The organism is Sphingomonas sp. (assembly GCF_965200135.1).
Taxonomy (GTDB): Bacteria; Pseudomonadota; Alphaproteobacteria; order Sphingomonadales; family Sphingomonadaceae; genus Sphingomonas.
Genome location: NZ_CBDATK010000013.1, coordinates 316785 through 337744 on the forward strand (window position 1 = coordinate 316785; position 20960 = coordinate 337744).

At 64.3% G+C, this 20960-nt stretch carries 21 protein-coding genes and 1 tRNA gene; 11 read left to right on the forward strand and 11 right to left on the reverse strand.

Annotation, left to right across the window (positions count from 1 at the left end):
• Positions 1 to 266: 266 nt before the first annotated feature.
• Positions 267 to 923, forward strand: a complete 657-nt coding sequence (locus tag ACOFKS_RS15090; protein ID WP_419810077.1) for a TetR/AcrR family transcriptional regulator — start codon at positions 267 to 269, stop codon at positions 921 to 923.
• Here the strand turns inward: ACOFKS_RS15090 and ACOFKS_RS15095 are convergent.
• A complete protein-coding gene (locus tag ACOFKS_RS15095) occupies positions 915 to 2150 on the reverse strand; it encodes an MFS transporter (RefSeq protein ID WP_419810078.1) in 1236 nt (411 codons plus the stop codon). The genes ACOFKS_RS15090 and ACOFKS_RS15095 overlap by 9 nt on opposite strands.
• A 106-nt stretch (positions 2151 to 2256) precedes the next feature.
• Here ACOFKS_RS15095 and ACOFKS_RS15100 point away from each other — a divergent pair, with 106 nt between their 5' ends.
• The 4 genes from ACOFKS_RS15100 (at position 2257) to ACOFKS_RS15115 (ending at position 6274) form a co-directional block, all read left to right on the forward strand.
• Positions 2257 to 3549 (forward strand): aspartate aminotransferase family protein, encoded by a 1293-nt coding sequence (locus tag ACOFKS_RS15100; RefSeq protein WP_419810079.1) that lies wholly within the window; start codon positions 2257 to 2259, stop codon positions 3547 to 3549.
• Positions 3542 to 4555 carry a phosphotransferase enzyme family protein gene (locus ACOFKS_RS15105; protein WP_419810080.1) on the forward strand — a complete coding sequence of 338 codons (1014 nt, stop codon included), beginning with the start codon at positions 3542 to 3544 and terminating at the stop codon, positions 4553 to 4555. Before ACOFKS_RS15100 ends, ACOFKS_RS15105 begins: the two co-directional genes overlap by 8 nt.
• A 366-nt stretch (positions 4556 to 4921) precedes the next feature.
• Positions 4922 to 5422, forward strand: a complete 501-nt coding sequence (locus tag ACOFKS_RS15110; RefSeq protein WP_419810081.1) for a transposase — start codon at positions 4922 to 4924, stop codon at positions 5420 to 5422.
• Positions 5423 to 5650: 228 nt separating this feature from the next.
• Positions 5651 to 6274, forward strand: coding sequence for a helix-turn-helix transcriptional regulator (locus tag ACOFKS_RS15115; RefSeq protein WP_419810082.1), 624 nt, complete (start codon positions 5651 to 5653; stop codon positions 6272 to 6274).
• 277 nt (positions 6275 to 6551) lie between these two features.
• Here ACOFKS_RS15115 and ACOFKS_RS15120 read toward each other — a convergent pair whose 3' ends face one another.
• The gene (locus ACOFKS_RS15120; RefSeq protein ID WP_419810175.1) at positions 6552 to 7532 is read right to left on the reverse strand and encodes a DMT family transporter; all 981 of its coding nucleotides are present in this window, start codon (positions 7530 to 7532) and stop codon (positions 6552 to 6554) included.
• Between the two features lie 98 nt (positions 7533 to 7630).
• Here ACOFKS_RS15120 and ACOFKS_RS15125 point away from each other — a divergent pair, with 98 nt between their 5' ends.
• Positions 7631 to 8137, forward strand: coding sequence for an Lrp/AsnC family transcriptional regulator (locus ACOFKS_RS15125; protein WP_419810083.1), 507 nt, complete (start codon positions 7631 to 7633; stop codon positions 8135 to 8137).
• A 297-nt stretch (positions 8138 to 8434) separates the two neighbouring features.
• On the opposite strand, the gene ACOFKS_RS15130 is transcribed toward ACOFKS_RS15125, so the two are convergent.
• Positions 8435 to 9570 (reverse strand): IS3 family transposase gene (locus tag ACOFKS_RS15130; protein WP_419810084.1). Its coding sequence is split into 2 segments (ribosomal slippage): positions 8435 to 9280 and positions 9283 to 9570, totalling 1134 coding nucleotides; the frame shifts between segments, so codons are not numbered across the junction.
• Between the two features lie 20 nt (positions 9571 to 9590).
• Between ACOFKS_RS15130 and ACOFKS_RS15135 the strand changes: the two genes are divergently transcribed.
• From ACOFKS_RS15135 to ACOFKS_RS15150, 4 genes are all read left to right on the forward strand, one after another.
• Complete coding sequence (locus ACOFKS_RS15135) at positions 9591 to 9947, forward strand: VOC family protein (RefSeq protein WP_419810085.1); 357 nt, start codon at positions 9591 to 9593, stop codon at positions 9945 to 9947.
• Positions 9948 to 10423: 476 nt separating this feature from the next.
• Positions 10424 to 12340 (forward strand): CocE/NonD family hydrolase, encoded by a 1917-nt coding sequence (locus ACOFKS_RS15140; RefSeq protein WP_419810086.1) that lies wholly within the window; start codon positions 10424 to 10426, stop codon positions 12338 to 12340.
• Positions 12341 to 12627: 287 nt separating this feature from the next.
• Positions 12628 to 13065, forward strand: coding sequence for a hypothetical protein (locus ACOFKS_RS15145; protein ID WP_419810087.1), 438 nt, complete (start codon positions 12628 to 12630; stop codon positions 13063 to 13065).
• Positions 13066 to 14388: a recombinase family protein gene (locus ACOFKS_RS15150; RefSeq protein WP_419810088.1), complete on the forward strand. Its 1323-nt coding sequence runs from the start codon at positions 13066 to 13068 to the stop codon at positions 14386 to 14388.
• A 1-nt stretch (position 14389) separates the two neighbouring features.
• On the opposite strand, the gene ACOFKS_RS15155 is transcribed toward ACOFKS_RS15150, so the two are convergent.
• Positions 14390 to 14466, reverse strand: a tRNA-Arg gene (locus tag ACOFKS_RS15155).
• 59 nt (positions 14467 to 14525) lie between these two features.
• Between ACOFKS_RS15155 and ACOFKS_RS15160 the strand changes: the two genes are divergently transcribed.
• Positions 14526 to 15263: a queuosine precursor transporter gene (locus ACOFKS_RS15160; RefSeq protein ID WP_419810089.1), complete on the forward strand. Its 738-nt coding sequence runs from the start codon at positions 14526 to 14528 to the stop codon at positions 15261 to 15263.
• Here ACOFKS_RS15160 and purQ read toward each other — a convergent pair.
• From purQ to ACOFKS_RS15195, 7 genes are all read right to left on the reverse strand, one after another.
• Positions 15260 to 15925: a phosphoribosylformylglycinamidine synthase subunit PurQ gene (gene purQ / locus ACOFKS_RS15165; RefSeq protein ID WP_419810090.1), complete on the reverse strand. Its 666-nt coding sequence runs from the start codon at positions 15923 to 15925 to the stop codon at positions 15260 to 15262. The genes ACOFKS_RS15160 and purQ overlap by 4 nt on opposite strands.
• Complete coding sequence (purS, locus tag ACOFKS_RS15170; protein ID WP_419810091.1) at positions 15922 to 16152, reverse strand: phosphoribosylformylglycinamidine synthase subunit PurS; 231 nt, start codon at positions 16150 to 16152, stop codon at positions 15922 to 15924. Before purS ends, purQ begins: the two co-directional genes overlap by 4 nt.
• Positions 16149 to 16928 (reverse strand): phosphoribosylaminoimidazolesuccinocarboxamide synthase, encoded by a 780-nt coding sequence (gene purC / locus ACOFKS_RS15175; RefSeq protein WP_419810092.1) that lies wholly within the window; start codon positions 16926 to 16928, stop codon positions 16149 to 16151. Before purC ends, purS begins: the two co-directional genes overlap by 4 nt.
• Positions 16929 to 17008: 80 nt before the next feature.
• Complete coding sequence (locus ACOFKS_RS15180) at positions 17009 to 17863, reverse strand: DUF4349 domain-containing protein (RefSeq protein WP_419810093.1); 855 nt, start codon at positions 17861 to 17863, stop codon at positions 17009 to 17011.
• A 2-nt stretch (positions 17864 to 17865) separates the two neighbouring features.
• Positions 17866 to 18723, reverse strand: a complete 858-nt coding sequence (locus tag ACOFKS_RS15185) for a hypothetical protein (protein ID WP_419810094.1) — start codon at positions 18721 to 18723, stop codon at positions 17866 to 17868.
• An 83-nt stretch (positions 18724 to 18806) separates the two neighbouring features.
• Positions 18807 to 20033: a kynureninase gene (gene kynU, locus ACOFKS_RS15190; protein WP_419810095.1), complete on the reverse strand. Its 1227-nt coding sequence runs from the start codon at positions 20031 to 20033 to the stop codon at positions 18807 to 18809.
• Positions 20034 to 20109: 76 nt separating this feature from the next.
• Complete coding sequence (locus tag ACOFKS_RS15195; protein WP_419810096.1) at positions 20110 to 20931, reverse strand: alpha/beta hydrolase; 822 nt, start codon at positions 20929 to 20931, stop codon at positions 20110 to 20112.
• Positions 20932 to 20960: the final 29 nt, after the last annotated feature.

Sequence of the window (20960 nt, forward strand, 5' to 3'; positions counted from 1 at the left end):
ATGATAGAATGTCGGAGCGTCACCCGCACTTTGGTGCACGGGGACGCGGAGATCGCATTTGTTCACGTCCCGCTAGTGCCCGCTTCGGGCATCTTCGTTCTTGCCAGCTCTCGCCTTGGCAAAACTTCATAGTTCTACAATAGTCGGCATAAGATGCCTTTCACGCGAATGTGTCAATAGAAGGCCGGTAAAAAATCCTTCTCAAGGCGACATTTATCGGGACAAGTGCACATTGACTTGCGTCGATGCCCGTCGCAGCGTCCGGGATGGCTAGAAAGAAAGAGACGAGCAGCACCGAAATCCGGCGTCCGACACAGCAACGAAGCCGAGATCGCTTCGACGCGATCCTCGATGCTGCGGAGAGGCTGCTGGAAACGCAAGACCCGGCAGAGGTGGGGATTCATCAGATCGCGGCCACGCTGGGGATTGCCGCTGCCTCGATCTATCATTTCTTCCCGGAGCCGGGATTGGTGTTCCGCGCCCTGGCCGAACGCTACATTCAGCAGATCGAGGTGCTGGACGAGGGAGAACCTCGCGTCGTCTCGCCGAACTGGCAGGAATCGCAGACGCGCAGCTTCCGGCGGTCGCGTGAGTATTTCAACGGCCATGTCGCGGCGCGAAAAGTGATCCTGGGATCCGCGCTTTCCTACGATATCCGCAGCCGTGATTTCGAAAGCGATCGCGTCCTTGCCGAGCGCGGGGTCGAGCGGATGAATCAGGAGTTCACGCTTCCCGACACTCCGGGAATGGTCGATCGCTTTCTCGAGGTTATCGTGATCAGCGATGCGCTGTGGTCCCTGTCGATCCATCGCAGCGGCCTCATCACCGAGGAGATGGAGGAGCAGGCCCGGCGCGCGCGGATTGGCTACACCCGCACATTCCTGCCCGAATATCTGCCCAGGCGGGACGCAGCGTCACGCTAGCGTCACGCCGGACGTGTTGCGCCGCCGGTGGGTTATCGCCAGAAGGACGGCGGTGCCGCTCAATATCGTTGCCGCGAGCATCATGGCCCCTATCACACCGGACCATGCCACCGCCGAACCTGCGACGAGGGGCAACGCGGCGGCACCGATCAATTGCGCCGCGGGAAGAAACAATACGGCACGACGTCGCGGATCCACCTCGATCAGAAGTCCGGTGAACGACGGTGCTGCAAACTGCCAGATGAACCCGAACGCGGCACTGAACAGGTAAACGGTCGATATTCGACCAGAATCAAGCAGCAACGCAATGACTAGCCCGGCTTCGCCCAATGCCGCGGCCAGCAGTACGGCGCGATTCGACAGCCGGTCGCTCCATCGCGCTGCCGCCAGCGCACCGATGATCTGGAAGCCCAGGGATATACCGATCGCGGTGGGTTCAACGGTGGCCGGCGTGCCCAGATGATGCAGCCACAGGCCGAAATAACTCCACACCACGATTATCGCACCCAGATAACCGCCGGCCGCGATCAACGCTGGCAGGGCGCCGGGCGTGAGCGTGCCATGCGTTGATTCTTCCGTCGGGGCTGGCCGCAGCACGCGCGGCGTTCCGATGGCAAACATAGCCGCGATCGCGCCGCCTGCCGCCATCGTCGCCAATACCCCGTCACCGGGCGATCCGCGCACGACGATCAGCGGCAGGCTGGTCGCCACCGCAAGTTGCAACAGCGTCTGAGCAACCAGGAAAATCGCGCTAGCGCGTTCGGGGCGGCGGGCCTGCGCGATGGCGACAGCCGGGATCGAAACGAGAATGCCCTCCGCCAGCCCCGCCGCGGCGCGCATCCCCAGCAATGTCGGCAGGCCGTGACGTTGCAGCATCGCGGCGTTCACCAGTGCAAACGCAATCGCAGCCAGCGCGGCCACCATGCGTGGCGATGCGGTACGCAATATGCGCGCGCCGATCACCGATCCGATCGCCATGCTCAACAATTCGGCCGTCACGATCGCGCCCACCCCGGCTTCGGGGCTGCGCCCTTCGACGACGAACGCGCCAAGCATCGCGGGCTGAACGCCGAAGATCAAAAGGCCGACAGAGCCCAGCACCATGCTGTTTGCCAGCACGGCGACACTGGTGGGCCGCGGTGTTCCTTGATCCATCGTGCCTCCAGATATCCTGCGGGTATCGCGCCCCAGCCCGACAAATGGATCGAAAACGACAAGGATAGTCAACAATTATCTATTATAAATTAATGAATCTGCGAACATACTTGACAGACACATGGTTTGTGCGGATTGAATTCGACACAAGTCGGCTTGAGACGATGGAGGCGGTGTGATGGGTCGTTCGGACGAGCTGTTGATCCAGCGACGGGACAAGGCGTTCGGTCGCGGCGCGGCGCTTTTCTACGACACGCCTCTGCATCTGGTGCGTGGAGAAGGTGTCCACCTGTTCGATGCCGAGGGGCGACGCTATGTTGATCTATACAATAACGTGCCGTGTGTGGGGCACAGCCATCCACATGTCGTCGAGGCGATCGCCCGGCAGGTGGGCACGTACAATTGTCATAGCCGGTATCTGCACGAAGCAGCGATAGAACTGGCGGAGCGTATCGCCGGACTGCATGGCAACCAGATCGAAAGCGTGCTGTTTAGTTGCACGGGGACCGAGGCAAACGAGGCCGCGATCCGTATGGCTCGCTTCGCGACGGGCCGTACCGGCATCGTCTGCACCGATAAGACGTACCACGGCAACAGCGAGCTTGTGAGCAAGCTAAGCCTGGTCGGCACCGTGCAACCCGAGTCGGAAGGGGTGCACGCCTTTCCATTCCCGCAAACCTATCGCCCGCTGGTGCCGGGGGCCGATGAGGACGCCTTATGCGACGCATACCTCGCGGCGCTTGAGGATTCGATCCGTCGATTCGAAAAGACTGGCGTCGGGTTCGCTGCGCTCATCATGTGCTCGATCTTCGCTAACGAGGGTCTACCCGATATCCCGCGCGGGTTCATGGCACGGGCGACCGAACTCGTGCATCGCGCCGGCGGACTGGTGATCGCCGACGAGGTACAGGCCGGTTATGCACGCACCGGCAGATGGTGGGGTTATGAAACCAGCGGTTTTGTGCCGGACATCGTCGTAACCGGGAAGCCGATGGGCAACGGCGTACCGCTCGCCGCCACCGCCACCAGCGCGGCGATTCTGGAAGGGTTCCGCGCGCGCATCCGCTACTTCAACACCTTTGCCTCCAGCCCATTGCAGGCCGCCGCAGGACTTGCGGTGATCGACGTGATCGAAAACGAGGATTTGTTGACCAATGCCCGGACGATGGGCGCACGGCTTTTCGGCGGACTAACGGCGCTCCGACAAGATAACGAGCGGATCGGCGACATTCGCGCACGCGGGCTGTTCCTTGGGGTAGAAATCGTGCACCCGGGTGCTGATCGCCTGCCGGACCCGCCGCGTGCCAGTCACCTGGCCAACAAGCTCAAGGACCTCGGCTTCCTTACCACTGCGGCGGGGGCTCTGCACAACATGATAAAAATTCGCCCGCCGATGGTGTTCACCGCAGCCGACGCCGATGCGTTTCTGGCGGCGTGGGCCGAAGCGACCGCGGCGGTTCTTCATGACTGAGACGTCGTGGCAGGACTATTATGCGGTCCCGATCGTTTCCGCGCTATCTCAATTTGGAATCGTGCCGCAAAACGTGACGTTCGTCCATCTCAGCGAGAATGCGACGTTCCGGGTGGAGGAGGCTTCCACCGGGCGGGAGTTCGCACTGCGCTTTCACCGCCCGGGATATCACGACTTAGACGAACTGCGTTCCGAGCAGGTATGGACCGCCGCGCTCGCCGCCGCCGGAATAGCTGTGCCTGAGCCCGTTTTGGCATCCGACGGACGTGGTTACGTCGATGTGGAAATCGCCGCTCTGGGCGAGCGGCGGTGGGTGTCGCTTTCCCGCTGGCTGAACGGACGGATGATGCGCGAGGTTCTGGAAAGTGGCGATACAGCAACCGCCACTGACCTGTTTTCCCAGCTTGGCGGTCTGATAGCGCGCGCACATAATCAAGCTACGAGATGGAGCCCGCCGCCCCTTTTCCGCCGCCATCGGTTGGATGCGGAAGGCCTTATGGGCGAGTTCCCGATATGGGGGGCATTTTGGAAGTACTCCGAATTCGACGAACACGAACAAACGCTCATGCTTGCCTGTCGCGACGCGATACGGCGTGAGCTTAAACGCTATGGCGTATCGAACGAGACGTTCAGCGTCATTCACGCCGATCCCCACCCCGGGAATATCATCGTTCATACAGCCGGGGTCGCTATGATCGACTTCGATGATACCGCTTTCGGCTGGCACATTTACGATCTAGCGGTTGCTCTGATTTGGTTACGGGATCATCCGGCCTATCCGATCCTGCGTGACGCGTGCGTTGTCGGCTATCGCGCGTACCGTTCGCTTGGTGATCACGATCTTGCGATGCTACCGACATTCATGCTGGCGCGCGGCATGGGGCAGCTCGGATGGTTTCATGAACGCCCGGAGGTGATCGTACCGCCAGAAATTGACGCATTGTGCAAATGGGTCCGCGATCAGGCGGCATTTTACATGGCTGATGCATCATCAGAAAGACTCTAAGTCATGATCCGCTCAGTTCGCGGACCCTCAGAGGGCTCGGTGAGAGGCTGCTTGACCCGTATGCTAAAGCCCTAGCGACAACTCGCCTCCGGCCAGGAATGACAAAAAGTGGTGCCTTGCGGTCCCGCGGGGTTCGGGAACGGTATGGTCGAAAGGCGCCCTTTGCTCGGTGTCAAAACCGTTCGGGACTGTTGAAAAACACCGGACACGTTGATCTCTTCCCTTTGTTTCGCTTTCAAAGAAAGTAGGAGCGGCGCCCTGATGGGCACGGCTTGCGATAACGGACGGTCCGGGCCGGGCTCCCGAACCATAGATGGCATGTTGCCGCGCGACCACCTTCTTCGCCGTGTCGACCGGCTGCTCGAAATGGGCGAGCTGAAGGCCGCGTCGGCCCAGCATTATAGTCAGCGCGATCGCCCCTCGGTCGATCCCGAGCTGCTGATCCGGATGGCGCTGATCGGTCGCATCTACGCTATCAGGTCGGAGAGTCGACTATGCGAGGAGCTGCGCTACAATCTCGCTTACCGCTGGTTCTGTCGCCTTTCGGCAGAGGCATCCGTCCCGCATCATTCTACCTTCAGCAAGAACCGGCATGGCCGCTTTCGCGATGCCGGAGTGTTCCGTTTGCTGTTCGAGAACACGGTCCGGCGCTGCATTACGAAGGGACTGGTCGCCGGCAAGGACGCCGCGATCGACGCCTCGCTCATCGCCGCGGATGCGAGCTGTCAGCGCAAGGTACTCCCAGTCAACCTGCCGGACGCGAGTTGCGCAACCCGGCCGGTGCGCGAATGGCTGGCCGATCAGGCGAGGGCTTCGGCTCAGCTGTCCGGCACGACCAAGGGGTTTGCGGGTGTATCGCATCGCTGACGAACCGATTGCGAGCGAGTTCGAGCGCAAAGTGCTGCGCCGCCTGCTCAGCCTTGCCAAGCCCGTCACATTGTTCGCCGGTAGCGAGCGCGGCCACAATATCAGGTGGGAAGCCGACCCGCTCTGCGACCACACGGTGTGCGTAGGTTTCATACGCGATGCCCATAGACCATGTTTCCTGGCGTGTACTCGTTGAAGAACTGGTCCCAGGTGTCTTCTGGAGAAGACGTGAGCGACAACAATCCATCGGGGGACTTCCTCAGGTGGCGCCGAAACAAGCTCGACCCCACCGCGCTCGGCATCAGGCCCGTCAAGCGGCGGCGAACGCTTGGTCTGCGACGCGAGGAGATTGCCGAGCGCGCGGGGATCAGCTGCGAATGGTACGTGAAACTCGAACAGGGTCGTGCGATTTCGGCGTCGCACGAGACCATCGCCGCGCTTGCGCGGGCGCTGGTCCTCGACGCCAGCGAGACGGCTCACCTGCGCAGGCTGGCCGTCCGGGGAGCCGCGCCTTTTTTCGTTCGCGAGACGGTGTCAGACATCGTCCGCACCATCGTGCAGAGTCTGCCCGAGCCCGCCTATGTAACGGGCGAGCGCTGGAATGCTCTTTGCTGGAATGGCTCGGCCGATCGGCTCTTCGGATTCTCTGAGATGCCCGGGGCCGACCGAAACATCCTGTGCTACATGCTGACTAGCCATGCCGCGCGTGACCTCTTCGGAGAGAGCTGGGCAAAGGAGGCTCAGCGCATGATCGCGTTGTTCCGGGTGACATATGACCAGCGCCGTGGCGATCCTCTGTTCGAGGCGATCGTGTCAGCTCTCGTCACGGCCTCTGCCGAGTTCCCGGCCTGATGGTCCTCCTACCGGGTGGCAACACCATCGTGGGTAGGAAAACGCTCCGGCTGGAAGGACAAGACGGGACAGTCTTCGACTACGCCACTTTTCAGGCCAACGACGACCCAACCCTCAAGCTGGCTCTCTACGCGCGCGTAACTTGAACGGACCGAAGAGCCATACAGAAGACGCGATACGCGAATTTTGGCAAGCTATTCGCATTCTCGATCCACAATCAGTTCCGAGAACGCCCCCCAATTGCCCTACCCAATCGGGAATGCTGGGTAGCGGATGGTCATGCAAACTGCTCCCCCGCGACAGAATGGGGCGGTAGGACGTGGCGCCGGTGAGCGGCGATGCAGGTCAGGACGCTTGCCGCGACCAGGACGAAGGCCGCAACCTCAAGCAGCACCGGCAGGCGCCGTTCCCACAAGAAGCCGTAAAGCAGCGCGAACAGCGTCTCGAACAAGATCATCTGGCCAACCATGGTCAGCGGCAACAGGCGGCTCATGCGGTTCCACAACGCGTTGCCGAGGATCGAAGCAGCGACCGCGACGGCGATCGACACGGCGCCGAATTGCATCCAGGCACCGGCTGCGTGCCGGATCGGCTCGACGGCCGCACTGACCGGGAGCAGTGCCACGGCCTGCGCGCCGGTGACGACGCCGGTCAGCAGGTTCCAATCGTGAACGGACACACGATCGAGGCGATTGAGTGCGCGGGTGTTCCCGACCGCATAGGCTGTCCAGGCGACAAGCGCTCCGATCGCGCAAGCGAAGCCGATCAACTCGCGGGCGGCATCACCGGTGGCGGGGCGGCCGAGCGCCTGCCACCCGATGCACACCGCACCGGCAGCGCAGAGTAGCAGCGAGGGCACGAGGCGGGCGAGCGGCACAGCGTCGCGGTCGCGGCTGCCGATGATCGTCACGGCAACCGGAAGGAAGCCGATGACGAGCGAGGTCGTGGCGATCCCGGCGTTCTGCACCGCAGTTGATAGCAGGATGTAGTAGAGCGTATTGCCGGCGAGCGACAGCCAGACGAGCGCCAGCCAGTCACGCCTCGCCAGCGTGCCGACGAGCGCGGGCCAGCGGGGCGCGATCAGCACGGCCGAGATGATGCCGTAGGCGAGATAGCGACCAATCGCGAGCTGGAGCGGGGTGAAGTCACGCACCAGCTCCGGGGCGAGGAATACAAGACCCCACAACGCGCCGGCCCCCATGCCGCAGGCGATCCCAAGCGTGGCTCGATTGGTGCCGGCCTGGTCGGGAGGCGATATGATCACGGCTGAACCTCGCTGCTGATGCCGGATCGTATCATCGACGGTGCGAGCGGTGCGCGCTTGCTTGGCCGGCCAAATGCAACAATTACTCGCTTATGCCCCGAACGCTATCAGCCCGCCGTCCATCTCTGGACGCCTTCGATCGCGCAATCCTGCGCATCGTTCAGCGCGACAACAAGACGCCGCAGAGGACGATTGCAGAGGCGGTGAACCTCTCCGCCGCAGCGGTTCAGCGTCGGATCGCCGCTATGGAGGATGCCGGCGTTATCGTGCGCAACGTCGCAATCGTCGACACGGCAGCCTTGGGGATGGCAATTACATCCATCGTCGAGGTCCATCTAACCGACGAGCGATCAGCCACGGTGGACGCTGCCAAAACGCTGTTTCGTGACGCACCGGAGGTCCAGCAGTGTTACTACGTCACCGGCGGGATCAGTTTTGTGCTGGTGATCGTTACGTTTGAAATGGCTGCCTATGAAGCAATCACCCGACGCCTGTTCGCGCAGAACGATGCGGTGGCGAGCTTTCGTAGCCTCATCGCACTCGATCGTGTCAAGGCTGGTGGCGAACTCATGATCCCGCCTGATTGTAACCGGGCCTGAGCGAGCGAGGTTTCCCGTCAGACCATCCCATTCGGGACGATCAGGGCAGGCGTAAGGCCTTTTTCAACAGTCCCGTTCGGTTGTGACACTACGTGCTGAACGCCGACAGTGGCGATCATAATTCACGTCATGCCGCCAGGCGTATACCAATTGTACCTCCGCAATCAGGAAGCGGCCGATCGCGTCCGATATCAAGCGGGTACCGAACCATCTTACCGATGACACTGCGCACAATGAGAGGAGGCTCGGTTCATTTGAACAGCTCGGCGCGATTGCTAAGTGGAGCGTCCGCCGGTTTCATGCCGCTGCGAGAAGCGGCCGGTTGAAGTAGGCGTGACCAGGCGTCCTGCGGTCAAGCGACGAGTGCGGGCGTCGGCCATTGTAGAAGGCCAGATAGCAACCGATCGAGGCGCGGGCCTCGCTGACCGAGCCATAGGCTCGCAGGTAGACCTCCTCGTATTTCACGGAGCGCCACAGGCGCTCGACGAACACGTTGTCCCGCCAGGCGCCGCGGCCGTCCATGCTGATCGCGATCTTCTCGCGGTGCAGGACGGCGGTGAACGCCATACTGGTAAATTGGCTGCCCTGATCCGTGTTGAAGAATTCCGGCGCCCCGAAGCGCGTCAGCGCTTCCCCCAGGGCCTCGATGCAAAAATCCGTCTCGAGCGTGATCGACAGCCGCCACGCCAACACTCGCCGGCTGAACCAGTCGATGATGGCGACCAGGTAGACGAAGCCGCGTGCCATCGGGATGTAGGTGATGTCGGTCGCCCATACCTGGTTCGGCCGCGTGATCTCCGGCTTGCGCAGCAGGTAAGGGTAGATCTTGTGCCCGGGCGCCGGCTTGGACGTGTTCGGCCGTCGATAGATCGCCTCGATCGCCATCTTCTTCATCAGCGTCGACGCGTGCAGCCGGCCGACCCGGACGCCTTCGGCGGCAAGCAGGTAGCGCAACATCCCGCTGCCCGCAAAGGGCAAGTCCATGTGCAACGCGTCGATCCACCGCACGATGGCAAGGTCGGCAGCCGAGGTCGGCCTGGGCAGATAATACACGCTGCCCCGGCTGATCCCCAGTTCCCGCGCCTGCCTCGTCACCGGCAACGCGTGCGAACGGTCGATCATCGTTTTGCGCTCGGCAACAGTCCCGCCTTACCGAGCGCCCCGGACAAAAGATCGTTCACCAGCGTCAACTCGCCGATCTTGGCGTGCAGCGTCTTCACGTCGATCGCAGGCTCGGCCGGCTCGCTATGGCCCTCCGATCCAAAAACCCCCGCCGCCCCTTCCAGCAGCTGGCCGCGCCACGTCGTGATCTGGTTCGGGTGAACGTTGAACTGCTGTGCCAGCTCGGCCAGCGTCTTCTCGCCCTTCACGGCAGCCAAGGCCACCTTCGCCTTGAAGGCCGGGCTGTGGTTCCGGCGTGTTCGCTTCGTCATCTGATCTCCTGTTCGGCGCCATGGCGGTCGCCTTCAGGCAGAAACTCCACTTACCAGCCTGTGCAGATTTGCCGAGCCACCTCTCACCGCTATCGGATGATGACGCCGGAATAGGTTATCATTGCGGCACCTTCCACTTCAGCGTTCAGGTGCCGATTGATGGACGATCGGCGTCAGTAGGCAACGGCAGCCATGTTGCGTTCGCAGTTGAGGATCGGACAATGGTGGACCGCTTCTACAAAGCCGCACTAGCGCATGGAGGCAGCGATGACGGTCCTATGGGACTCCGACAGGATTGCGATGCACATTACTATGGCGCTTTCGTGCGCGATCCAGACGGCCACAAGATCGAAGCCGTGACTTACAATTCGAAATAGAAGAAGTCTGAAGTGCGGTAAGCCTACACCTTCCCGATTGGGAACGACCAATGGGAAAGCTGTCCCTACATCGGCTGACGACTGCCCCTGCGTCGCCCCTTCCCAAAACGTATTCCCAATCGGATTGTCCCAAAAATCGGCAATTATGCACTTAACTACACAGAATAAGCGGATGTCGGAACTGCTAGTGATTGAAGCCATGATGACGGCGGGTCGAAAGGCGGTCGCGAAGTCGGCCTAAAGCTATATCGGACACTTGGACGCCAACCCGCCGCGCCTGCCGCAAGGGTGGCATGATGGACGGCAACATTATTTGCGGGCGTTCAAGTGTGTTTCCGTGGATGCTGAGGCCGACATTAACGCCCCCTGCCGCGCCAAGGCGAGGATTGAGGTGGCCGCGCTTGAGGGGGCTACCGCAACGTCATATCAGCGCAGTCCGAACCGTCGATGGGGCGGGTCACATCGAGGGTTTACGAATGCCAACTAAGGTACTTGCTGTTGCGGCGCTGCTTGTGATCTCCTGCTCCGCTGAAGCACAAGTAGCACAGGTCAGCCCTGTCCAGCTTGGCAGCGACATCCCGAAGGATTGGCAAGAACCCACCAGCAATCAGGATTTCGTCAAGCGCGAGGTGATGATCCCGATGCGCGACGGCGTGAAGCTGCATACGGTGATCGTGCTTCCGCGTGGCTCGGCCAGCGCGCCCATGTTGCTCGAACGAACACCGTATGACGCGAGTTCTTTTCTGTCGGGCAACAGCCCCAGACTCCGCGATCGGCTATTGCCGGGGGATCGCATATGGGCGGACAACGCGTACATCATGGTCGCCCAGGACATGCGCGGCAAATACGGATCTGAAGGCACGTACGTGATGACGCGGCCTCCGATCGGTCCGCTTAATCCGACAAAGACCGACGACACGACCGACGCCTATGATACGATCGATTGGCTGGTGAAGCACGTCCCCGAAAGCAATGGTCGTGTCGGCATGATTGGCTCGTCCTACGACGGCTGGGCGGTGGTGATGGCACTGCTGCATCCGCATCCGGCGCTGAAGGTAGCGGCGCCCGAAAGCCCGATGATCGATGGCTGGATGGGAGACGATTGGTTTCAGTACGGCGCATTCCGACAGAAGATGTTCGACTATTTTGCCGAACAAACCAGCGCGAAGGGAGCAGGCAGCGCCGTTTCCCGGGCGGGGCGCGATGATTATCAGGAAATGCTCGATGCTGGCTCGGCTGGAGCCTATGCTAAGGCTCACGGCATCGACCGGCTGCCCTGGTGGCAACGCCTGTCGACCCATCCCGCCTATGATGCGCTTTGGCAGGGACAGGCACTCGACAAGATCCTCGCCGCACATCCCTCCTCCGTTCCGACGATGTGGCTGCAAGGACTATGGGATCAAGAGGACATATATGGGGCTGTCCATAGCTGGGAGGCCTTGAAGGCAAAGGGCATGGCGGCAACCAATCACCTCGCCATGGGGCCTTGGTATCATAGCCAGGTCAACGGACGCGGCGATGTCCTTGGTCCGCTGAAATGGAGCGGCGACACCGCAGCCTGGTTTCGCCGCGAGGTGCTGGCGCCGTTCTTCGACACCTATCTGCGCGATCGAAAATCCGCGCAGCCTACGCCCCATGTGATCCTCTACAATCCGGCCGAGGATAGATGGGACAAATTCGCAGACTGGCCCGGTGCAGGCCCCGACGCGCTCACGCCGATGTACCTCCAGCCGGGGGGCGGCTTGGCGCGAAACCGCCCGGCTATGGGTCGCGACAGCTACGTATCCGATCCCAGCAAGCCGGTGCCGTTCGAGCAGCTGCCGGTAAGGATGGGCGACCACGCAAGCTGGTCAACGTGGCTAGTGCAGGATCAGCGCTTCGTTTCCACTCGGCCCGACGTGCTGAGCTACCAAACGCCTATCCTCAAAGCGACCGTGCGCGTCCAAGGCGCGCCGTTCGCCGAGATCTTTTTGAGCACCACCGGGAGCGACACCGATGTCATAGTTAAGATCATCGATGTGTATCCGGCAAGCAACGCCGACGCGCCCGAACTCGCTGGTTACCAGCTTCCCGTAAGTCTTGCCATCTTCAGGGGCCGGTATCGACAGAGCCTCGAACATCCGACCGCAATTCCCCAAGGTTTAATACAGAAATATAAATTCAGACTGCCAACGCTGAATTACACCTTTAAACCGGGTCATCGCATGATGGTACAGGTCCAGTCCTCGCTGTTTCCGCTGTATGATCGCAACCCGCAGACTTATGTTCCTAATATATTCTTTGCCAAGCCGAGTGACTATCGGTCCGCGACCGTGACGATCGAGCATGGGACGAACGGGGCGAGTGCTGTTCTCTTGCCGATCGTGCCATCATCAACCGCTATCGGCCCGTAACGCTATGTCTATCATGCGATCTAGCTCGATCGAAAGCTGATGCGCCACAATGCACCAACCCGACCGTTCGCTGCCAATTATCGCTGACAGCCGCGTGCCAATCAGCGCTGACATCTACACTTCAACGGCTGGGCAACGTCAGCTTTCCCGAAACTCGATCGTTTGTGGGACAGTTTTACCCGTCCTGAGACCTGTAGCTTCGGAAAGGTTTAGGTCGCGAGTCGGCTGATTGGGTTTCCCGCGAGTGCGCGGCGCATGGTGCGTCTGCGGCTCGCGGGAGACCTGTCATGGCTGCGAGCAACAAGAATGAACTGCCCCTCGAGAACCCGAGCGAGGACGAGAGCGGCACCGACGCCGAGGCGACCGTGTCGGTGGAAGCCGGTGACGAACCCCAGGCCGACAATGCAGCGTCGGTCGAACCGGTCGCCGACGATGTGGCCACCGGCGAAGAAGATACTGACACGCCGGAGGACGCCGACACCGACGACGATCACGACGTCAGTGAAGATCCCGATGCCGGCGGGAACTTTCAGCCCATCCCGATGTGCGCCGATGAGTTCGTCGTGCCGCTCAGTTGGCTCGGCGAATGGCAGCACCGTCCTCGGCGCGGCTCCCGTTTCTTCGGCGCGCATGAGGCGGACGATCGCCGACGCCTGTGCGCAGCCGAAGCGCTACGATGCCGTGTTCGTCTACAACTTCAGCCGCTTCTTCCGCGACGAATATGAGTGCGAGGGCTATCGCGGAAGCTGGAGAAGGCCGGCGTCAAGCTGATCTCGGCGACGCAGGACGTCGGCGAAGGTCCGCACGACCGGCTGATCCGCAGTATCTTCGCTTCGCTCGATGCGGCGTCGAGCGAGATCAACGCCGAGCAGGTCAAGGTTGTGATGAGTGCCAACGCCGAGGCGAGGTTCCACAACGGCTCGATACCGCCGCTGAACTATCGCACCTATGTCGCCGAGCGGCGTGGCAAGAAGGATAAGAAGAAGCTGGAGATCGATCCGGCTGAACGGCCGCTCGTCGAACTAATCTTCCGTCTGTACATGGAAGGCGACGGCACGAGCGAGCCGCTCGGCATCGACGCCACTACCAAGTGGCTGCGGCGCAATGGCTACACTCATCGCAGCCAGTATTTTCATACTGGACTGATCTACGCGATCCTGACCCGCGAGACGTATGCGGGCCGGCACTACTACGGCTGCCGCAACAGCCGCACCAACGAGATGCGCCCGCGCGAGGAATGGATTGAGGTCGAGGTGCCCGCGATCCTGACCGAGGAACGGTTCCAGGCGGTCCAGCAGCGGCTCAAGGCGCGCAACCCATTCGTCTCGGCGCCGCGTTCGCACGCGTTGCCGGTGACGCTGTCCGGCCTCGGTCGTTGCGGCTGCAACGGCTGCGCCGCGACCATGATGCTGATGACCGGCAAGGGCGGGAAATATCGTTACTACGCCTGCTCCAACCGTCGGAAGAAGGGCGACCTCAGCTGCGGCGGCAACAACGTCCCGATGGACAAGGTCGACGATGCGGTCGTGTCCGCGCTGGAGACGCACCTGTTCCAGCCCGAGCGGCTCAAGGCATTGCTGGGCGAGATGCTCGATGCGTCAGATGCTGCCGACACCGACCGCCGCAAGCGGCTTGCCGTGCTTCGCACCGAGGAGACCGAGGTCAATACCTCGATCCGCCCGCTGTTCATGATGGTGGAAAGCGGTCTGACCGCGCCGGACGACCCGTTCCTCAAGGAACGGCTGGCGACGCTCAAGCTGCGGCTCACCTCGCTTGGTGAGGAGATGGTCGCGATCGAACGCCAGATCGGTGCCAAGAGCGGCCGGATCACTCCCGAGACGGTCGAGCGGTTCGCGGCCGCCATGCGCGCCAGACTGCGTGACGCCGCCGACCCGCAGGTCCGCCGCCGCTACGTCCGCGTCTTCGTGGGCGAGGTCGTGATGAGCCGCGAGAAGCTCATCATCCGCGGCCCGAACCGCGCCCTCGAACTCGCTGCCGGGGGCGACATGCCCGCCGACGACACGGTTCGTCCTTTCATGGGTAGGTAATTGGCGCGCCCGGGTGGATTCGAACCACCGACCACGAGCTTAGAAGGCACGTGCTCTATCCAACTGAGCTACGGGCGCGCACCGGGGATGCGTAGCGCCGATTGCGCGGCGACGGAACCACCCGCATAGTCGCGGGCATGGACGAGCGGGTGGTCGAGACGGACGCAGTCGGAATGCCGCGCGGGCAGTTCCGTTATTTCGACTATGTCATGGCCGCCTTCGTCGCGATCCTGTTGCTGTCGAACGTGATCGGCGCGGGCAAGCGGGCGGTGGTCGATTTGCCGCTGGTCGGGCCGTGGCCGTTCGGGGCGGGCATCCTGTTCTTCCCGGTCAGCTACGTGCTCGGCGACGTGCTGACCGAGGTCTACGGCTACGCCCGCGCCAGAAGGTGCATCTGGGCGGGCTTCGCGGCGCTGCTGTTCATGGTGTTTATGAGTTGGGTCGTCGTCGCCCTCCCGCCCGATGCGGGCTGGACGGGGCAGGCGGCGTACGAGGCGGTGTTCGGGCAGGTGCCGCGCATCGTGTTCGCTTCGATCTGCGCGTTCTGGGCGGGCGAGTTCGTCAACAGCTACGTCCTGGCGCGGATGAAGATCTGGACCGAGGGCCGGTGGCTGTGGACCCGGCTGGTGGGATCGACGGTGGTCGGGCAGGCGGTCGACAGCCTGATCTTCTACCCGCTGGCGTTTCTCGGCGCGCCGGGGTGGACGGCGGCGCAGGTCGGCTGGGTGCTCGTCACGCAATGGGTGCTCAAGGTGGGCTGGGAAGTGGTGCTGACGCCGGTGACCTACGCGGTCGTGGGGTGGCTCAAGCGCCGCGAGGGCGTGGACGTGTTCGACCGGGACACGAACTTCACGCCGTTCCGGGCCCGCGTCTAGGCGACCGCTGCCAGCAGCCCCTCGAACAGGCGTCGCCCGTCCGACCCGCCATGTGCGGCTTCGACCTTGCGCTCGGGATGGGGCATCATGCCGAGCACGTTGCCCGCGTCGTTGAGGATGCCAGCGATCCCGCGCGCGGAGCCGTTGATCGGCTCGGCATAGCGAAACGCGACGCGGCCTTCGCCTTCGAGTCGGTCCAGCGTGTCGGCATCGGCGACGTAGTTGCCGTCGTGATGCGCCACCGGCACCTTGATCGTCTCGCCGGCATCGTAGCGGGCGGTAAAGGCGGACTGCGCGTTGGCGACGGTCAGCGCCACGTCGCGGCAGACGAAGTTCAGCCCCTCGTTCCGCATCAGCGCGCCCGGCAGCAGCCCCGCCTCGGTCAGCACCTGAAACCCGTTGCAGACGCCGAGCACCGCGATGCCTCGGCCCCCCGCGTCGATCACCGCGCGCATCACCGGCGACCGCGCCGCGATGGCACCGGAGCGGAGGTAGTCGCCATAGGAGAAGCCGCCCGGCACCGCGATCAGCCCGATGCCGTCCGGAAGCTCGGTGTCGCGATGCCAGACCATCGTTGGGGCCGTCCCCGTCACCTGCTCCAGCGCGACGGCCAGGTCGCGGTCGCAGTTGGAGCCGGGAAAGACGATGACCGCGGTCTTCACGCCTTTTCGATCCGATAGTTCTCGATCACCGTGTTGGCGAGCAGCCGGCGGCACATGGCATCGATCGTCGCGTCGTCGGTCCCGTCGGCGACGTCGAGTTCCAGCAGCTTGCCCGCGCGGACGTCGTTGACGCCGTCGAAGCCCAGCCCCGCCAGCGCATGCTGGATCGCGCGGCCCTGCGGGTCGAGCACGCCGGGCTTGAGCGTCACGACGATGCGGAGCTTCACTTGCCCCTCCGCTTGCGGTGCGATTCGAGGTCGAGCACGGCATTGTCGCCGCCCTCCGGCAGCAGGCCGAGCCGGCGGGCGACCTCCTGATACGCCTCGACCTCGCCGCCCAGGTCGCGGCGGAAGCGGTCCTTGTCGAGCTTCTCGTTGCTGGTCATGTCCCACAGCCGGCAGCAATCGGGGCTGATCTCGTCGGCCAGGATGATGCGCGACCAGTCGTTCTCCCAGATGCGGCCGAACTCCAGCTTGAAATCGACCAGCCGGATGCCGACGCCGGCGAACAGCCCGCACATGAAGTCGTTCACGCGGATCGCCAGATCGGCGATATCGGCCATTTCGTCCTGCGAGGCCCAGCCGAACGCGGCGATATGCTCGTCGGTGACCATCGGGTCGCCGAGCGCGTCGTCCTTCAGCGCATATTCGATGATCGTCCGGGGCAGCTTGGTGCCCTCCTCGATCCCCAGCCGCTTGGACAGCGTACCGGCGGCGACGTTGCGGACCATCACCTCGATCGGCACGATCTCCACCTGCCGGATCAGCTGCTCGCGCATGTTGAGGCGGCGGATGAAATGGGTGGGCACGCCGATCGTGTCGAGCAGCGTGAAGATGTGCTCGGAGATACGGTTGTTGAGGACGCCCTTGCCGTTGATCGTGCCCTTCTTCTGGTTGTTGAAGGCGGTGGCGTCGTCCTTGAAATACTGGATCAGCGTGCCGGGCTCAGGCCCCTCGTAGAGGATCTTGGCCTTGCCCTCGTAGATCTGCCGGCGGCGCGCCATGTGCTTCCCCTGAAACGGTGCGCCCCGGCGGCACGGCAGCCGGGGCGGTGAAGGGGCGCGCTATACGGGCCCGGCTCCGCTCAATCAACGGCCGCCCGCCGCCGCCACGGCCAGCGCGGCCGCCAGCGCAACCGGCGCATTACCCAGATCAGCCCGCCGAGCAGCAGCACCCAGGGCAGGGCGGCGACCACGAACGTCACCAGCGCGGCGATGCTGCTCGCGAGCGTCTCGCCGACCGTGGCGAGGCTGCGGCGGACCGGCGCCCAGTTGCCGGTCGTGGCGGTGCTGCCATAGCTGATGTCGACCGAGGACATGCGGACGCGCTGGCTGAGCGTCGCCTGCAGGCTCCGCGCGGCATCCAGTTCCTCCTGCGCGTCGGAGAAGGCCTTTTCCGCCGCGACGAGGTCGCCGACCGGCGCGTTGGCGCTGTTGATGAGCTGGAGCAGGTGGTCGGCCAGCACCTGCTTGGCCCTGACGCGCGCGCCGACGTCGATCACCTGCTTGGTGACGTCCTCGGCGGTGACGGTGCGGCTGGCGACGCTGCCGCCCGCGTCGGTGGTGGCCGCGTCGAGACGGCTGCCGAACGCCCCGGCGATACGGGCGTCGACGAGCAGTTCGGTTGCCGCGGTGGTGTCGTAGAGGCTGGACGTGGCACGCTGGAGACTGGTCTTGACCAGGCGGCAGCGGTTGGGGCCGAGCTGACGGCAGAGCGCGATGTGGCTGGCCTGGACGGTGCCGATCGTGTCGGCGGGCAACGAATAGCCGAGCGCGTAGCTATAGGCGATCTGCGGTGCCGTGTTGTCGGCCGCTGACGGCGCCGCCGCCTCGGCGAGCACCGGGCTGCCGCTCGATCCGCGCTCCATGGTGCGCGACCCGTCCGAGCAGCCGGCGACGAACGGTAGCAGCATCGCCGTTGCGAGCGTGAGCCGTCGCATCGTCACTCGCCTCCTGTCGGGGTCACGATCGCCGGTCGCCGCCGGCGCAACGCGGCTCGTGCGCGCAGGACGCCGAACACGATCAGTGCGATCACCAGTGCCGGCGGGCCGAAGATGGCGAGCAGGGCCAGCACCGCCGTCAGCGTGAACTGGACCGAGGCGACGGCAGTGTCGAGCGCGCTGGTGAGCGGGGCGGAGGTGTCGAACCCGCGCACCGCCGGGCCGGAGCCGTAGTCGAAGGTGACGGGCGTCGTGGCGAGGCTGTCGCGTGCGTCGGCGGCGGCGCTGGTCGCGGTGGCGACGCGGTTTGCGATGTCGGCGCGCTGCGCTTGCAGCTCCGCGCGTTCGGTGCCGGTGGTGGCCTTCGCGATCGCGGCGTCGAGGCGTTGAAGTTCGTCGGCGGCGCGGGCGCGATCGGTGCTGGCGCTGCTGATCTGCGCGGCGGCGTCGGTGCCGGCGATGCTGACGTCCACCGTCTTGCCGCCGGCCCGCTCGACGCCGGTGATTCCCTGTTTGCCGAAGCCGCGCGCGAGAGCGGGGTCGAGCTTGAAGTCCATCTCGCCCTCGATGTTGTTCTCCCCGATCAGGCGATAACGCATGCCGGTGATCCGGCAGCGGGCGATGCCGAGCTTCTCGCAAGCCTGCGCGTGCGCCTCCTGCACCTGCGCGATGCGGTCCGAGGGCAGGCGGAAACCGTAGCGATAGGTGAAGGCGACGCCGGGCGCGGCGGTGACGTTGATGCCGGGGGCGTCGGCTTCGGACGCGGCGGCGTCGGTGGATTGAGAGGGCGATCCTTGTTGAGGAGCCTGCGAACATGCCGCCAGCGCCAACCCCGCAACCCCGACCAGCAGCCACCGCATCGCGTCTCTCCCCTGAACCCCTAATATCTACTCAGCCGATGGAGATTAAGTCAAGACACATTCTTGCCACAATCTGCCTTATTTCATGTGACGGCGTGTCGCATAGTGAATCGTTCCTCGGTCCACGGCTCGCTCGCGAGCACCTCACCGAGTATCTCGCCCGCACGCGCCACGTCCTGTTGACTGAGATACAGGGGGGTGAGGCCGAGGCGCAGGATGTCGGGAGCGCGGAAGTCGCCGATGACGCCGCGGTCGATCAGGGCCTGGGCCAGCGCGTAGGCGTGGGGATGGCGGAAGCTGATATGGCTGCCACGTCGCGCCGGGTCGCGAGGGCTGACGCAATCGAGCCCGAGCGCATCGCCCGCCGCCGCCATGATGTCGAACAGTCGGGCGCTCTTGGCCCAGACCCGATCGCGATCGATCGCCGTCCAGATGTCCAAGCCCGTCTCCAGCGCGGCGAGGCCGAGGATCGCGGGCGTGCCGGAAAGCCAGCGCTTCATGCCCGGCGCGGGCGCATAGGCGTCGGCGAAACCGAACGGCTCGGCATGGCCCATCCAGCCCGATATGGGATTGTGGAGCCGGCCTTGCAGATGCTCCGCGACATAGAGGAAGGCGGGGGCGCCGGGGCCGCCGTTCAGGTATTTGTAGCCGCAGCCGACCGCGAGATCGGCGCCGCAGCCGTCGAGATCGAGCGCGACGGCGCCGGCGGAGTGGCTGAGGTCCCACAGCACCAGCGCGCCGGCGGCGTGGGCGGCGGCGGTGAGCGCGGCCATGTCCCAGCGTTCGGCGGTCTTGTAGTGAACGTGGGTAAGCAGCAGGACGGCGGTGTCGGGGCCGAGCGCCGCCGCCACGTCGCCGCGCGGCACGGCGTGGAGCCGGCCGTCGGGGACGGCGGCGGCGGCACCCTGCGCGATGTGGAGGTCGGTCGGGAAATTGCCGAGTTCGCTGACGATCGTGCGCCGGGCTGGGTCCAAGTCCGCCTGATAGCGCAGCGCGGCCGCGAGGAGCTTGTAGAGGTTGGCGGAAGTCGAGTCGCCGACGATCACCTCGTGCGGCTGCGCGCCAAGGAGCGGGGCGAGAAGGGCGCCGACCCGCAGCGGGGCGTCGATCCAGCCCTCGTTCCAGCTGCGGATCAGGCGGTCGCCCCATTGCTGTTCGACCGCGTGGGTGAGCGCGGCGGGGGTGGCGCGGGGGAGGGGGCCGAGCGAGTTGCCGTCGAGATAGATGGTGTCGGCGGGCAGTACGAAGCGCTCGCGGAGTGGAGCGAGCGGGTCGGCGGCGTCGAGGGCGCGGGCGTCGGCGGGGGTCATCGGTACACCCCCCTCATCCCTGCGAACGCGGGGATGACCGACATTGGGGAAGTCACTATTCTCGATGAGCTGATCTTCACTTTTTCAGCACCTCCAGAATCAGCCGCTTCGCCTGCGCCCATGCCGCGGTTTCCGGTGCGATCAGCTCGACGTGGCCGGTGGCGGGGATCATGTGCAGCGCGACGCGGTCGCCCTTCGCCTTTGCCTGCACGACATAGCCGGTGGCGAGGCGGGCGGGGATGATCTTGTCGTCGGTCCCGTTGACGAGGTCCTGCGGCACCCCGAGCGGGAGCAGGCGGGGGACGCTGGTGTCCGCGAAATGCCCGCCGGTGAGCTGCTGGATCACCTCGGTCCCGCAGCCATTGTCTGGCGCGGCGGCGGTGGCCTCCAGGTCTGGCAGGCCGCCGAGGCTGACGACATGCGCGATCGGCAGCGGGTGCGGCGTGCGGAGCGGGCTGGCGGCGGGCAGCTTCGGCCGGGCGGCGAGCCAGAGCGCGAGGTGGCCGCCGGCGGAATGACCGACCGCGACGACGCGGGTGAGGTCCAGGCGAAAGCGCGCCGCGTTGGCCCTCAGTGCGTCGGCGGCCGTCGAGACGTCCCGGAAAGTGCCGGGATAGCCGCCGCCTGGCCGATCGACGCCGCGATAGTCGACGTTCCACACCGCGACGCCGCTCGCGCGCAGGTCGGCGGCGATCCAGTCCATCAGCGTGCGGTCGGCGATGCTCGTCGTCCAGCAGCCGCCATGGACCATCAGCACGACGGGGTGCCTGCCGGCTCCGGCGGGGAGCCAGACGTCGACCTTCTGATGCGGATCGGTGCCGTAGCTGACCGTCGCGTCGGCATGGGGGCGGGGGCGGGAGACGAGGTCGGGCCAGGTGAGGAGCTTGGGCGGGGTCATGGCGGCCAGCGGCAGGAGGAGCAGTGCCA

What these genes read in the sequence shown, in the direction of transcription:
- ACOFKS_RS15090 (WP_419810077.1), top strand. Translation starts at nt 267, where the DNA reads ATGGCTAGAAAGAAAGAGACGAGCAGCACCGAAATCCGGCGTCCGACA.
- ACOFKS_RS15100 (WP_419810079.1), top strand. Translation starts at nt 2,257, where the DNA reads ATGGGTCGTTCGGACGAGCTGTTGATCCAGCGACGGGACAAGGCGTTC.
- ACOFKS_RS15105 (WP_419810080.1), top strand. Translation starts at nt 3,542, where the DNA reads ATGACTGAGACGTCGTGGCAGGACTATTATGCGGTCCCGATCGTTTCC.
- ACOFKS_RS15110 (WP_419810081.1), top strand. Translation starts at nt 4,922, where the DNA reads ATGGGCGAGCTGAAGGCCGCGTCGGCCCAGCATTATAGTCAGCGCGAT.
- ACOFKS_RS15125 (WP_419810083.1), top strand. Translation starts at nt 7,631, where the DNA reads ATGCCCCGAACGCTATCAGCCCGCCGTCCATCTCTGGACGCCTTCGAT.
- ACOFKS_RS15135 (WP_419810085.1), top strand. Translation starts at nt 9,591, where the DNA reads ATGGCGGTCGCCTTCAGGCAGAAACTCCACTTACCAGCCTGTGCAGAT.
- ACOFKS_RS15140 (WP_419810086.1), top strand. Translation starts at nt 10,424, where the DNA reads ATGCCAACTAAGGTACTTGCTGTTGCGGCGCTGCTTGTGATCTCCTGC.
- ACOFKS_RS15145 (WP_419810087.1), top strand. Translation starts at nt 12,628, where the DNA reads ATGGCTGCGAGCAACAAGAATGAACTGCCCCTCGAGAACCCGAGCGAG.
- ACOFKS_RS15160 (WP_419810089.1), top strand. Translation starts at nt 14,526, where the DNA reads ATGGACGAGCGGGTGGTCGAGACGGACGCAGTCGGAATGCCGCGCGGG.
- purC (WP_419810092.1), bottom strand. Translation starts at nt 16,928, where the DNA reads ATGGCGCGCCGCCGGCAGATCTACGAGGGCAAGGCCAAGATCCTCTAC.
- ACOFKS_RS15180 (WP_419810093.1), bottom strand. Translation starts at nt 17,863, where the DNA reads ATGCGACGGCTCACGCTCGCAACGGCGATGCTGCTACCGTTCGTCGCC.
- ACOFKS_RS15185 (WP_419810094.1), bottom strand. Translation starts at nt 18,723, where the DNA reads ATGCGGTGGCTGCTGGTCGGGGTTGCGGGGTTGGCGCTGGCGGCATGT.
- kynU (WP_419810095.1), bottom strand. Translation starts at nt 20,033, where the DNA reads ATGACCCCCGCCGACGCCCGCGCCCTCGACGCCGCCGACCCGCTCGCT.
- ACOFKS_RS15195 (WP_419810096.1), bottom strand. Translation starts at nt 20,931, where the DNA reads ATGACCCCGCCCAAGCTCCTCACCTGGCCCGACCTCGTCTCCCGCCCC.